Annotated in this window: 13 protein-coding genes and 4 pseudogenes; 2 read left to right on the top strand and 15 right to left on the bottom strand. The window is 41.2% G+C overall.

Translation table 11 applies throughout. The features are described 5' to 3' along the window. Positions 1-165: 165 nt before the first annotated feature. Positions 166-1,265, bottom strand: a pseudogene (gpr, locus tag JCM19038_RS00520) (GPR endopeptidase). Between the two features lie 187 nt (positions 1,266-1,452). Here gpr and rpsT point away from each other — a divergent pair. Next, complete coding sequence (gene rpsT / locus JCM19038_RS00515) at positions 1,453-1,719, top strand: 30S ribosomal protein S20 (protein ID WP_042413442.1); 267 nt, start codon at positions 1,453-1,455, stop codon at positions 1,717-1,719. Between the two features lie 65 nt (positions 1,720-1,784). Here rpsT and holA read toward each other — a convergent pair. Continuing rightward, positions 1,785-2,740: pseudogene (gene holA / locus JCM19038_RS00510) on the bottom strand (DNA polymerase III subunit delta). 429 nt (positions 2,741-3,169) lie between these two features. Here holA and JCM19038_RS21470 point away from each other — a divergent pair. Further along, a complete protein-coding gene (locus tag JCM19038_RS21470; protein WP_042413435.1) occupies positions 3,170-3,310 on the top strand; it encodes a YqzM family protein in 141 nt (46 codons plus the stop codon). A 40-nt stretch (positions 3,311-3,350) separates the two neighbouring features. Here the strand turns inward: JCM19038_RS21470 and JCM19038_RS00495 are convergent, their stop codons facing one another. The 13 genes and pseudogenes from JCM19038_RS00495 to yqeH form a co-directional block, all read right to left on the bottom strand. Beyond that, positions 3,351-3,833: a ComEC/Rec2 family competence protein gene (locus JCM19038_RS00495; RefSeq protein WP_042413432.1), complete on the bottom strand. Its 483-nt coding sequence runs from the start codon at positions 3,831-3,833 to the stop codon at positions 3,351-3,353. Between the two features lie 41 nt (positions 3,834-3,874). Further along, on the bottom strand, positions 3,875-5,692 hold the full coding sequence (locus tag JCM19038_RS00490; protein WP_042413430.1) for a DNA internalization-related competence protein ComEC/Rec2: 1,818 nt from the start codon (positions 5,690-5,692) through the stop codon (positions 3,875-3,877). Further along, the gene (locus JCM19038_RS00485; RefSeq protein ID WP_042413429.1) at positions 5,693-6,970 is read right to left on the bottom strand and encodes a homocysteine synthase; all 1,278 of its coding nucleotides are present in this window, start codon (positions 6,968-6,970) and stop codon (positions 5,693-5,695) included. 65 nt (positions 6,971-7,035) lie between these two features. Further along, on the bottom strand, positions 7,036-8,385 hold the full coding sequence (locus tag JCM19038_RS00480; RefSeq protein ID WP_152549291.1) for a glutathione ABC transporter substrate-binding protein: 1,350 nt from the start codon (positions 8,383-8,385) through the stop codon (positions 7,036-7,038). 26 nt (positions 8,386-8,411) lie between these two features. Then, entirely contained in the window at positions 8,412-8,672 is a 261-nt protein-coding gene (locus JCM19038_RS22140; RefSeq protein WP_152549290.1) for a hypothetical protein, read from the bottom strand. 88 nt (positions 8,673-8,760) lie between these two features. After that, entirely contained in the window at positions 8,761-9,399 is a 639-nt protein-coding gene (locus JCM19038_RS00475; RefSeq protein WP_052360859.1) for a helix-hairpin-helix domain-containing protein, read from the bottom strand. 125 nt (positions 9,400-9,524) lie between these two features. Further along, positions 9,525-10,259 carry a class I SAM-dependent methyltransferase gene (locus JCM19038_RS00470; protein ID WP_052360857.1) on the bottom strand — a complete coding sequence of 245 codons (735 nt, stop codon included), beginning with the start codon at positions 10,257-10,259 and terminating at the stop codon, positions 9,525-9,527. A 13-nt stretch (positions 10,260-10,272) separates the two neighbouring features. Continuing rightward, positions 10,273-10,626, bottom strand: coding sequence for a ribosome silencing factor (gene rsfS, locus JCM19038_RS00465; RefSeq protein WP_042359460.1), 354 nt, complete (start codon positions 10,624-10,626; stop codon positions 10,273-10,275). 18 nt (positions 10,627-10,644) lie between these two features. Next, positions 10,645-11,166, bottom strand: a pseudogene (gene yqeK, locus JCM19038_RS00460) (bis(5'-nucleosyl)-tetraphosphatase (symmetrical) YqeK); the annotation flags it as partial. A 110-nt stretch (positions 11,167-11,276) separates the two neighbouring features. After that, positions 11,277-11,786, bottom strand: coding sequence for a nicotinate-nucleotide adenylyltransferase (gene nadD / locus JCM19038_RS00455; RefSeq protein WP_238554233.1), 510 nt, complete (start codon positions 11,784-11,786; stop codon positions 11,277-11,279). Between the two features lie 11 nt (positions 11,787-11,797). After that, a pseudogene (gene yhbY / locus JCM19038_RS00450) lies at positions 11,798-12,093 on the bottom strand (ribosome assembly RNA-binding protein YhbY). Then, the gene (aroE, locus tag JCM19038_RS00445; RefSeq protein ID WP_042413427.1) at positions 12,077-12,922 is read right to left on the bottom strand and encodes a shikimate dehydrogenase; all 846 of its coding nucleotides are present in this window, start codon (positions 12,920-12,922) and stop codon (positions 12,077-12,079) included. Before aroE ends, yhbY begins: the two are co-directional and overlap by 17 nt. A gap of 10 nt (positions 12,923-12,932) precedes the next feature. Next, positions 12,933-14,039, bottom strand: coding sequence for a ribosome biogenesis GTPase YqeH (gene yqeH, locus JCM19038_RS00440; RefSeq protein WP_042413425.1), 1,107 nt, complete (start codon positions 14,037-14,039; stop codon positions 12,933-12,935). Positions 14,040-14,048: the final 9 nt, after the last annotated feature.

Below are 14,048 nucleotides of genomic sequence, written 5' to 3'. Positions count from 1 at the left end.
AGGAAACGATGACAAACGCGATCACTGTAATGACGAGTGACTGGATGTGTTTTTTTGAAACTGTAATAACGTGTGACTGTTGGTAACGCAAGAGCACTCCCCCTTACGCTACCATTCTATGAGCGTGTCGAACGAACAGAACCAAAACTTGTACATTTACTAGAATTAATTGTGAGTATAGTGGCCACTGTTCTCGTCAGTTACGGCATCGTGTAAGGCGATATTTAATCCTTCAGCAAGCACGTTAGCCATATCATCCATAAATGTATCGACCTCTTTTGGGGTTACCATCAGATTGTGACCTAGTGGATTTAGCACCTCTTCAATAAGCTGGCGTTTATCAGCTTCTGGTAGTTTCCCGACAATGCCAAAGTATTGTTCTCGTTCTTCATCACCGAGTTGGTCTTCATCGGTTAGTTTCTTTCGCTCACCAAAAGTCATACCACTCGGCACAAGTGAAGAGGACGGCTTATCTTGGTCTTTAATTTCTCTACCAAAGTGTTTGAATAGGAAATCAATCGTATCACTCGTAATCGAAACGGCATCTACCACGGTTGGAATTCCAATGGCAATGACGGGTACGTGAATTGTTTCCTCATTAATTTTTTTTCGAGCATTTTGAACACCTGAACCTGGATGAATACCTGTATCTGAAATTTGCACAGTCGCATTTACACGTTCAATGGAGCGCGCCGCTAAGGCATCGATCGCAATGACAAAGTCTGGCTTTACCTTTTCGACCGTCCCGTAAATAATTTCTGATGTTTCAATCCCAGTCACACCCATTACCCCTGGTGCAATTGCTGCAACCGAACGATAACCGTCATTTGCTTCTTTATGACCAAGCTCTAGCAAGTGTCTTGTGATTAACAATTGATCAACCGTTCTTGGACCTAATGCATCTGGCGTGACATCACGGTTACCAAGGCCAACGATTAAACAAGTACTCGTCTTCTTAATTCCTGTTTCATCTAGAAATTTCATCAACTCTCTACTAAATACTTTAATAAAATCTCCTTGTAGCTTCGGATCTTTTTGCCTGATCCCTAATGCTTCTAACGTCAAATACCGTCCGCTTGTTTCCCTGTCATCTCCGCTGCTTTTTCATCGATTGTTACATTCGTGATGGTGATTTCATCTTCTTCATGTTCTTCCACGTGGATTCCATCTCGATGACGATTCGGTAAGACGTTTTCATCTTCAACCGCCAAATCCGTTCTACGAAAAAATGTGACTTTGCTATTATCAAATTCTTGCTCAGACATGTCGTTATCCACCTCAACTTCATCAAATGTAATTTTAGGCTTTCCTAGTCACCATTTTTATCCGAAGATCAGCTTGCATCAGTCGGTTGGATTTGGTACAATTCATCTGTCATACATTGGATACATGCGATGATTTTATATAAACGTATTAATCTGTAGCATGAAGTAAGTTGGGGAGGTGAATGATTTGGCTAACATTAAATCAGCAAAGAAACGTATTCTTGTTAACGAACAAAAACGCGTTAAGAACCAAGCGTTTAAGTCTGCGATGCGTACAACAATCAAAGAATTTGATAAGAAAATCGATTCTAACGATGTTGAAGGTGCAAAAGCAGTATTTTTACTCGCTGAGCAAAAAGTAGACAAAGCTGCGAACAAAGGGCTTATTCATAAGAACAAAGCTGCTCGCAAAAAGTCTCAAATGGAGCGTAAACTAAACGCTGTTGCTAAATAATAAAACGACTCTAGCGAGTCGTTTTATTACTTAAAAGACCCCTGAACTTTGTTCAGAGGTCTTTTTTAAACTTCATGTAATTGTTGACTAAGCCTCGCAATATAAGTAACCATAGCGGTCTCCTTATCAGCGTAACCTGTTTTCATCTTATAGTCGACTTCTGCTAGAGTAGCCAGCGCCTCATTAAGCGCACGAGGATTAAGCCCTGTCGTTTTCTTGCGAATCTTACCGACAACAAATGGTGGCACACCTAAACCTTGCGCCATCTTTTGTTGAGAATACCCTCGTTCTTCCATATCAATAATAAGACTCATCATCCGTAGTTGTCTTCCAATTAACGCAACGAGCTTAATCGGCTCTTCACCTTGAAAAACAAGATCTTGATACATCATAAGCGCTCGTTCTGCTTGTCCACTTGAAATCGCATCGATTAATGTAAACACGTTATCTTCCAAGCTTTTTGAGACAAGTTCATTGACGGTATCTTTCGTAATTGTCCCACCTGGGCCTACGTACAATGCTAATTTCTCAATTTCGGTTTTTCTCGCTTGCAAATCTGCTGTCGTTACTTCAAGAAATAACGTAATCGCCTCATCCAAAAACGTCACGTCGTATTGCTTCGCTTGTGAATTGACGAATCGTTCAAGCTCTGTACCGGCAAGTGGTGCTGCTTGCACCACTGTTGCATGCTTTTTTAGCTTTTTTACGATTTTCTTTCGTTCATCTAACTTTTCAGCTTCAACTGTAAAAATGACATAATCATTCTCTTGATTTTCTTTGTCCAAATACCGCTCAAATTGGCGTAAATCATGTTCAGCACTATCTTTACGTTTCTGGCCAGTTAACAAGAAGGCATGTTTCATAACGATGACTTTTCCGTACCGAAAAAAGATGGTGTTTCAATATCTTCTAATCCGACTTGAATGGCTGTGTCACGTAAATCATATTGTGACAAGTTAAATTCTGCATCGTCTTCACGTAACACCTGTTTGACAATCGATTGTGTAAGATCGTCAATCATATACGTTTCCATTCCATAAATAAGGTAGACACGACTTAACTTGCCTCGATTAATGTCCTTTTTTGCTTCTATGTAAGAAGTCATGATCTCACTCTTTCATGCATACACTTTGCTTATTCGTTTCATCATATCTATTGTATCACCAATTATGTATGATAAGAAATGGGAGAAGCAGTCTAGATTTCTCTACACTGCCCCAATTTATATGAACGCTTGCCAGAGAGACCTAGGAACTGTCCGGCAAACGGTAATCATGAAGAGCTTCTGCTTTTATCGTATCCTATGCCATCGTTCTTTATGGGTGACAACTCTTAACAAAAGTGAGAAATCACACTTCACATCCCTTAAAAAACTAAGGTATTTTTATGACAAGAGTAGATTTTTTTTCATGCTTGTCTTATACTTGACGATGAATGAGGAGGGTCACGAATGCATAACGATTTTGAAAAAGAAGTTCAAAGTAAACGTAACGATTTCAACGATGCGATCGTTGGAGTGGCTGTTTCCTTCGGCTTTTTCGCGACGATTTTTGTCATTGGGGTTATCATTGAGTTTGCAAGTAGAATGTAGCACGTAAGAAAGACCTTCCTATTATTAAGAAGGTCTTTTTTTAATGTACTGAACTTATATTCACTTCCACACTCCACGAGTGACCATCGTGTATAAAGCGAATGGCTCCGTTTTCATGAGTACCAACGACTTGAACGTTGTGCCTTCGCAACGTTTCAACAACGTCAGCATGAGGGTGATTAAAGCGATTGTCTTCACCTGCTGTGATTACCGCTACACTTGGTTTAATGTGCTCAATAAAGGCATCTGTTGATGATGTTCGACTACCATGATGCCCAGCCTTTAGAACATCCACTTCCAAAGTTGGGTACTCCCCTATAAGCTGTCGTTCACCCTCTTCTTCTAAGTCACCAGTAAACAACCAGGTTAGTCCACCAATTTCAACGAATAAAACGAGCGAATGATCATTCTTATTGTCAATCGTGCCTGTTGTTTTCTTCGGGTGCAGCACCTGGAAGTTCGCATTAGATGTGGCAATTACATCCCCCCTTGCTTGCAGCTTTACAGTTGCTCCTCGCTCCAATGCACGAGTAAGTAACCGTTGTTCAACTTCCCCTTCAAGCTCTATATGAGGTATAAGATTGTCTTAACATTGAACTGTTCTATGATTTCAAATAGACCTCCAACATGGTCGTAATCAGCATGTGATGCAACGACATAATCAACTGTCTTGATTCCCCTCGCCTTTAAATAAGGAGCTACGCTTTGCCTACCTGGGTCAGGTGCAACTTTCCTCCTCTCCCAATCTTCTATTGGAATCGGTAAGTAGCCACCCGCATCAATTAACATCGTCCCTTCCCGCCTAGGAAGTTCAATAAGAATGCTATCCCCTTGTCCAACGTCAATAAACGTAATGACGGTTTCATTGCTAAAGTACGGAGAATACAGTGGATAAAGCAGACTACTTACATAACCAACCGTTACGATCATAAGTAGCTTTCGCTTTCTACGTACTAGTAAAATCAACATCATTGTCGTCAATAGAAGTAGTAAACCTACCCAAAACATTGATGTCTCGCCAAATGCCGTCCATCCTGTAGGCCACTGTTGCACCGAGACAAAAAAATGATGAATAAACTGAAGCACATGCTCTAGTAAGCGATCACCAAACTTCATTAATGACATTGAAAAAAAGGATACGAAAAACAAGCCCCACAAAACAGGCAGTAGAAACACCGATACAAACGGAACATACATGATATTGAGCACTAAACTCCATAGGGAATACGTATGGAAATAGTAAACGATGATTGGAAACGAAAAGAGTTGCGTAAGAACACAAATAAAAAGTGACTGCAGAAGTTTCGTTCGAAGTTGTTGCATGTAATGTATGGAGAGAATAATTGAGAACGTTAAACTAAACGATAGCTGAAATCCAATATGAAAAAGGTAGTAAGGATTAACGATTAACATTACACAAGCCGCGAAGCTCAAATTATGAACAGAAAATGCTCGCCAATGCATACGAATCGCTGCAAAAACGATCATGGTCATCGTGACTGCCCGTATTACCGAAGGTGCCCCTCCAGCAAGCACGGCATATACCGGTAATAATACAAGTAACATTTCAGCTGATCGCTCTTTCGTAATGCCACTTCGTTTTAGCACATAGTAAGCCATCCCACTTACGATCCCTACGTGTAGACCAGAAATGGCGAGTAAATGTATAATACCGAGGTCTTGATACGCAGTTAGTACGTCTACGCCGATGAATGAGCGATCACCGAATAAAAGGGCGGTCATGACACCACTCACATGCTCACTAAATCGTTCATCAATAACAGTAAGTGCATAGAGTCGCCATTCATGAATACGGTCCCAACTAAGGAGATTTGCACGTTCCTCACAACTCATTTCTGTACTCGTTGTCGATAAGGTCCAGTGTATACGCTGCAAATAAAGATACTCCTCATAGTCAAACCCATGAAAGTTGCGTGAAGGACCCGGACTTATAAGTTTTCCGGTAATATGACAAATCTCACCTACTTTTGTAGTCTTAAGTAAGTGTTGATCTTCCTCCGAATCAATTCGCAAACGCACTGCAACCCGTTCGTTCTCTTCTAGCGTTTTCACTTGAAAAGTCGCAAGGTTACCGTCCACTTGAATGAGAGAGTTCAACTCAACATGAAATTGTTGCATATCTTCATGTAATTGCGTCTCATTTTGTTCATCAAAATAGAGAGTATACATGTACATAAACAAGAAGCTACTAACTGTTGAGATAATTAATGGAGGGGTTAGCTTAGGTAAGTAGTAGAATAATAAAAGGAGTGCACCTAGCAACAAGACAATTGCGCTTTGTGCACTCATAAAAACGAGGAGTATAGCAATAATGATCGCAATGCTACACGGAAATGTGTGGCGAAGAATTGTCGTTAACAATTACACCTCACGAAACGCTTGCTCAAGGTCCGCAATAATATCATCTGCATGTTCAATCCCAACTGATAAACGAATCAATTCAGGACTAACTCCCGCTTGCTTCTGTTCGTCTTCGGTTAGTTGCTGATGAGTTGTACTTGCTGGGTGGATAATAAGCGACTTTGCATCGCCTACATTCGCAACGTGTGAGTGTAGTTTCACTTGATTGATGAACGCTTTACCAGCTTCATGTCCACCTTTTATTCCGAACGTAAGAACAGCACCAGGACCGTAAGAGAAATACTTCTCAGCTAATGAGTAGCTTTCATGTTTTGCAGAGCCCGCATAACTCACCCAATCTACGGATGAGTGCTTCTCCAAATACTCTGTAACTTTCTTTGCGTTTTCAACGTGTCGTTCCATTCGTAAATGCAATGTTTCAAGGCCTTGCAACATCAAAAATGCATTTTGTGGTGAAATTGCAGGTCCCAGATCACGTAGCAGACGCACTCTCGCTCGAATAATATACGCAAGCTCTCCTACTGCCTCACTAAAGACGACACCGTGATAACTCGGGTCGGGCTCAGTAAACATCGGGAAGTTCCCATGCGTCCAATCAAAACGACCACTATCTACGATCACACCTGCAATGGACGTTCCATGACCACCGATAAACTTTGTTGCAGAGTGAACAACAATGTCTGCTCCGTGTTCAATGGGGCGACATAAATATGGAGTTGCGAGCGTGGCATCAACGATGAGTGGCAGCCCTGCTTCATGAGCGACATTAGCAACCGCCTCGATGTCTAAGATTTTGCCATCTGGGTTTCCGATTAGCTCGCCATACACCGCTTTTGTTTTATCAGTGATTGCAGCTTTGTATGCGTTAGGATCATCAATGTCAACAAAGCGTACATTAATACCCATTTCAGGCAACGTATGCTTAAATAAATTGTATGTTCCACCGTATAAAGAGCTAGATGCCACCACTTCATCGCCACTACGGCAAATGTTCAAGATGGCAAGATGAATCGCTGAACTTCCACTTGCCGTCGCTAAAGCGGCGACTCCTCCTTCAAGATCAGCAATTCGATCCTCAAATACAGCTTGTGTCGGGTTCATAATCCTCGTATAGATGTTTCCATTTTCTTGTAGTGAAAATAAGTTTGCAGCATGGTCAGCGTTGTCAAAACCGTAAGATGTCGTTTGATAGATCGGTACTGCTCTAGCACCAGTTGATTGATCGATCTCTTGACCAGAATGAATCGCCTTCGTTTCAAGCTTCCATGTTTCGCTCATTCTACTTCACTCCAATAAGTACCTAAAGGACCTAGAATGAACTAGATCCAAAAGGAAAGTTTTTATTAATACGAGCTGTCTCCAGCTTCTTCACTAATCGAAATTTGCCAGAATGGGAATTGGCCATTCGGATAATGAATAAAGTCATTCACTGAATCTGCAACCCCAACCACATAGTCAGTGTGCAACGTGTAAATCATTGGAGCTTCATCAGCTAAAATTTGTTGCGCTTGTTGATAAAGTTCTTGTCTAGCATCTTCATCCATCTCTTCACGAGCAGCATCTAAAAGCTCATCCAGTTCATCGTTTTCAAAGAACGTCTGGTTTCCGTTAGCACCTACGTTATCTGAGTGGAACAATGGGTGCAAGCCGTTATCAGCATCCCCTGAGGAGATTGACCATCCAAGAATGAACATTTCAGTATCACCACTGTCAACGCGATCTAAGTACGCGCCCCATTCCATTTGCTCAATGGAAATGTCAATGCCTAACTCACCAAACTGATCTTGTGCTAGCTCTGCGATCTGAACGCGCATTGGGTTCGCATCATTTGTAATTAACGTTGCAGAGAATCCATCTTCATAGCCGGCTTCAGCTAATAATTCTGCTGCTTGCTCAGGATCATACTCAAGACCTTCTACGTCTGCGCTTGCACCGTTAACGATATCATTCAATGGATTCGTTGCGACTTGTCCATAACCTTCATATAATCCATTCACAATTGCTTCACTATCAAGAGCCATCGACAATGCTTGACGAACTAAAGGATCATCAAACGGTTCTACCGACGTATTAAAGCCGATATAGTCAATTCCAAAACCTTCTTGCGTGACAACTTCAACGTTGTCTAACGAATCAATTCTACCAACATTCGCCGGTTCAATTTGTTGCATAAAATGTGCTTCACCTTGCTCAATCATCGCCATTCTCGTTGATTGCTCAGGAACAACTTTAAGTGTAACGCTGTCTAAAATAGCACTGTCACCCCAATAGTCTTCATAGCGAGCAAGTACGATTTCATTGCCTTGCTCCCAATTCTCAAGCTCAAAAGGGCCTGTCCCAACAGGATTTACCGTAATATTCTCATCTGCTTCAATTGCATCGGGACTAATAATTCCAGCAGAGCCGTGAGCCAAGTGAGGAATTAACGGAGCAAAAGGTTCATCAGTTGTAATCTGTACGGTAAATTCATCAATCGCCTCTACCGATTCAATAGGCTCAAACAACGATGCACGTGGTGACGCTGTCTCAGGATCTAAAAATCGATCGAAATTTGTGACAACTGCATCGGCATTAAATTCCGCGCCGTCATGGAACGTAATTTCTTCTCTTAAGTAAAATTCCCACGTTAAATCATCAATTTGCTCATATGATTCAGCAAGGACTGGTTGAAGTTCCATATCCTCATCGAACATGATTAAATTTTCGTACAAATTAAGCGTTACGATGTGAGATGGCACGTCTGTAATTTGGTGTGGGTCAAGCGTAACAGCGTCAGACGCATCGCCAAAACAAAGTTACCCCCTTCTCCACCTGCAGCCTCTCCACCTTCTTCAGCCTCTTCTGAATCTTCTGCCGATCCAGAATCCGTATCAGTTCCTTCAGTTCCTTCACTTTCTCCTTCAGTTGGATCTGAACTACATGCAACAAGTGCAATACTTGCAATAGCAAGTGGTACGAAAGATCGCTTAAACTGTTTCATATCTATATCCCCCTTCAATGCGATGTTCTGATTGTAATATAGTAAATCTCGAAAAACAATGACTATTTATGGATTCGTCAAATAATTATTACACTTCTATTAACAATTCTAGATTTGTAAACGTTTTACTTCCAAATCCAGGAACATTTGTTAATTCTTCAATCGTTTGAAACGGTCCATTTTCTTCGCGATACGAAATAATTGCAGCTGCTTTTGACGGTCCGATTCCTGGTAATGTTTGCAGCTCTACTTCATTGCTTTGATTCAGATTTACTCGCGTTGATTCTTCAGATTGTCCTACATTTGCTTCCCAAATTTCTCCTTGTTCAAGATCATCGTCAATGTGAGGAACGTAAATAACCATTTCATCAACAAGCTTTTGCGCATAATTAATCGCAAGATCGCTCCCATTTTCCGAAAGCCCTCCGGCAATGTATATAGCATCTACTACGCGATCATCGTGTTGTAGTTCATAGACGCCAGGTTTTCTGACTTCTCCTTTCACATCCACAAATAATGTTGTAGGCAACACCAGATCTTCTTCCGGTTCCAGCTCTTCTTTTCCCTCAATTTGTTCTAAAGATGTGAAGAGCATCTCCTCGTCATTACTTTGAACAGCCGGTTCAGATAAAAATTGCCATAACAAAACACTACCAAATAAACCAATTACAATCGGTGTGGCGACAAACCATTTCCAATTTTCTTTTAAAAGTTCGAATGAAATCACCTCCAGATACAAATTGTGAGCAATAGTTGGAATAAAGAATAAGGAAGGGACATACGAGGAAAAGACTGTAGTTACTTGGTAAAAGTATACTACAGTCTCATTTTATTGATCAATTTGTTTTTTAGCTATGAAGAAGATCCGCTCATCTTGATCACTTGCACGTTCATGTGTGAATCTTTAACGACACTAATTTCTGCAAACCCAGCTTCTTCTAACCAAGATACATATGTATCAATAGCGAAGCTCCGTTGTGTATGAAGTTCATCATAACGCTTGTATAGTCCTGATGAAGTTTCTTCAAAAAATGATAGTTCATGCTCTACAGCCCCATGAACATCTTCAATGGCGTAACTGTTCCAAATTAAACTTTGTGCAGAATCATTATCACCATAAGAAAAGCCAGGAAACTCTTCTGTCATTTTTTGAATGGAATGAACATCAAACAGTAACATTCCATCGTGATTAAGGTGCTCATAAAACTTCATTAACGCCTGTTGTACGTCTTTCTCTTCAATCACGTAATTCAAAGAATCACATAAAACCGTAATGACATCATAGGTTTGTGGCAATGAGAGCTCAGCCATGTTCTGACAAGATAATTGCGGCACTTGATTCGTCTCACGACGAATCTTCGAATCAGCAATTGCTAACATGTCTTCTGACACATCTACCCCCGTCGCATCGTGACCGTCACGCATTATAAGTGACATAAATGTTCCAGTGCCACAGCCAACGTCTAGAATCGACTGCGGTCCCGTTTTGTTTGTCATGTGTAATCGCTCATCGACCCACATTTTCCAACGCTCATATGGCGCTTCATTCATTAGAAAATCATAATAACTCGCACCTTCACGGTACACCGGTGACCACTCCTTATGCGAGCATTTGACTAATCTCGACTTGATCAGCTTCGCCCCATAGTTTTTCAATGTTGTAGTATAAGCGGTCTTCCTCATGGAAAATATGCGCAACAACATCACCAAGATCAACGAGTACCCAACGACCTTCTTGATATCCTTCCATGCGCTTCACTTCAGCTCCAGCTTTTTCAGCCATCGATTTCACTTCATTGGCAATCGCCTGGACTTGCTTTACTGATCCTCCGTGACCAATGATAAAATAGTCGGCAAGGATGGAAATTCCTTTCATGTCCAATGCCATGAGGTTCTGTGCGTTTTTACCGTCCGCTGCTTGGACAGCAACCTTTAACAATTCTTTATTATTCATACGTTCGTAAACGCTCCTTTACTTTGCTGTTCTCACTTGATCGTTATATGCTGATAATGTTAATGGATGAATTAATACATGCTTTGAAGACAAATGTTGAATCGTGCTACGTAAGCTTTCTAAGACAGCTAAATCAAGGTCTTTTTCTGCTAATTTACGTACTTCATGCACACCAGGGAAATGACGTCCTGGCTCGATAAAATCAGCTAGGAAGATAATCTTCTCAAACAAGGACATCTTCGCTCTGCCAGTCGTATGGTAGTAAACGGCATGAAAGATTTCCTCATCCTCAATCCCAAAATCTTCCTTTAATAAATACGCAGCTACAGGACCGTGTAATAAGACACCACCGTAGCTGGAAAAATCCTCATTCGGTTCATACTGCTGTAATAGCTCTGTAAGCTCTACTCTACCGAAAGGCTTTTTATAGTCATGCACTAAACTCGCACGTTCTAACGAAGCTTCACATAACGTTGGTGCAAATCTAGCACCTAACTCTATTGCCGTTTCAGCGACACCAAGCGTATGTTTATATCTTTGTTCTGGTAAAACTCTGCGACTATTTTTCGAATTTCTTCGTTATTCATAAAGGCCATGCTCCTTTACAAACACTCGAACGTTTTCTGGCAACAAGTAACGAATGCTCTGATTCAATTTAACCCGCTCACGAATCGTTGATGATGACAAATCCAATTGAGGGATCGACACATAAATGAACTCAGGTTCATCTTTTGTTCATGTGATAAAGGGTCATTGGGTCGTTCTGCAACGATAAACGTCACGAGCTTCTTTAATTGTTCAATCTTATACCAATCTTCTAGTTGATTGACCATATCCCCGCCAATAATAAAGAAAAACGTATCGTCTGGATAAGCACGATGAAGTTTTGCAATCGTATCGATCGTGTAAGAAGGACCTGAACGTTCAAACTCAACATCACTCACAATAAAACGCTCCTGGTCTTTAATTGCAAGCTCAGCCATCTTAAGTCGCTGTTCTTTTGTAGCCATTCCTTCATTTTTCTTGTGTGGCGGTACGTTCGTCGGCATAAACCAAATCTCATTGACTTCCGTTTGATCGAGGACTTGTTCTGCCAAGACAAGATGGCCGTAATGTGGAGGATCAAATGTACCTCCAAGAATGCCAACCTTTTTGCGCATAAAGTAGCTCCTTATTGCGGTAACTGAATTTGCTTGTTCTCTTTTGAAGGTTTGTAGAGCACAATCGTATACCCAATCACTTGTACGAGCGCTGCTCCACTTCTCTCCGATACTTTCGTAGCGACAACAGATTTGTCTTCAGGGCAGTTTTGCAACACACTAACTTTAATTAATTCCCTTACTTCAAGAGCATCTTTTACTTGGTCAATAAGATTCGGATTCACTCCTGCTTTGCCGACTTGAAAGATCGGCTTCAATGCATTCGCTTCTCCGCAAGGTATTTTAACTGCTTATTTGTTAACTTCATGTTCAATTCCCAGCTTTCTTTTTACTAAGTTTTCCATAACAGGTCGATCTGCACGTTTGCCTGTCCAATATTCATAGGCAAGTGCCGCTTGCTCAACAAACATCCCGAGTCCGTTTTGAATCGCACGTGCTTTATGTTTGTTCGTACTCAGCCAAGTTGTCACTTCAGGATTATAAATTAAATCGCTTAAATACACGCCTTCTTTTAACTTGTTCGATGATAAAAAATGCAAGTCTTCTCCGTTTAAACCGATTGACGTTGTATTAATGACAAGATCAAACTGCTCAAGACATTCATTGGCTTCTTCTAACTTTAAGCTGTTTACCGTTCCTACTTCAATAAAGTCACGCTGCATCTCTTCAATCTTTAAGGCGGTACGGTTTGTCACTGAAAGCTTTGTAACACCATAATCCAGGAGTCCGTAAACGACCGCCCGCGAGGCACCACCCGCTCCGACAACGAGCACATTCATCTCTTTTAACGACTCTCCAGTCATGGAGAGGAGGGCGTTTAGGTACCCCCTTGAATCGGTATTGTATCCAATCAGCTTTCCATCAACTTGAACGACGGTGTTCACTGCACCGATTCGAGCCGCTTCTTCACTTAACTCGTCTAAAAAAGGCATAATCGCGATTTTATGTGGAACCGTGACATTCCAGCCTCGAACCTTTAACGTCTTGAAGGCTGCAACCGTTTGTTCTAACTCACTCAAGTCCACTTCATAGGCCGTATAATATGCAGCATCGTTTTGTTGTTCAAAATGGGCATTGTGTAGAAATGGCGACATGGAATGATGAATCGGTTTTCCGATTACTGCATAATTGTCCATATGATCCTCCTTAAATGATTGCTTCTCTTAAGGTAACCTTAATATTCTCAGGTGCATGAACGGTAACGACAGCTCCTTTATGACCAACAGTTACCCAGCCAAGACCAGGAATGACGATATCTGTTTTGTCGTGGGCAATCGTAAATGTCTCTGCTTTTAAAGGTGGTACTTCTTCTAATGCTTCCTTAGAAGGGGGTGAAAGGATTGTTTCACCTTTATGACGTGCATACAAATCATCTGCTTGTGACAATTTCGTTCGATGAGGTGTGAATTTCTCCGGGAAGTAACAAACGAAATGATTCGCCTCACCTGACACGAAATCAAACCTTGCTAAACTACCAATAAACAGTGTTTGTTCTTCTTTCAATTGAAACACAATCGGTTTAATTTCACGTTTCGGTTGTAGCAACTTCATTTCTTTTTGAGGAATAGAACGGTACATTTGATTTGGGTTAATGATGCCTGGCGTATCGTACATTTTGCTTCCGTCATCCAGTGGTAAGTCAATGAACGCAAGTGTCGTACCTGGATAAATCGACGTTGTAATCAACTGATCTTCATCCCCATCAAACGCACGGATAATTTGGTTAATAAACGTTGACTTTCCTACGTTTGCACTGCCGATGATATAAACATCTTTCCCATTACGAACTTGATCAATCATAGCTGCAATACGCATAACGTCAGCCTTTTTATTCGCACTCATCAAGTCGATCTTCTCAGGTTTATACCCTCGCTTCATCGCTTCCTTCTTAAGCCACAACTTGATTTTATTCTCATTTACAGAATGTGGAAGCAAGTCGAATTTGTTGCCAACGATCACTAACGGTAAATGATTAAGGTCTTTACGTTTCATCATCCAGCTACCTTCAACATCAAAGAGATCGACAATCATTACAACTAATGCATCACTTTTTGATACATCATCTAGAAGCTTATCAAAGTCTTTGTCCGTAAGTGGAACGTCAGGCACTTCATTATAGTGGGTAAGCCGATAACAACGCTGGCACACAATAACGTCCCGTTCTAATGCCGCTTTAGGAGCGTACCCCGGATTGTCACTGTCTTTCGTTTGAACTGGAATCCCGCATCCAGAACAGATGATTTGCTGGTTCAAAAGTAAAAA

This window comes from Geomicrobium sp. JCM 19038, from assembly GCF_000698125.1.
Classification (GTDB): domain Bacteria; phylum Bacillota; class Bacilli; order Bacillales; family Marinococcaceae; genus Geomicrobium_A.
Note: the sequence above shows the minus strand (reverse complement) of the source record. Positions and strands in the feature narration are given on the sequence as shown.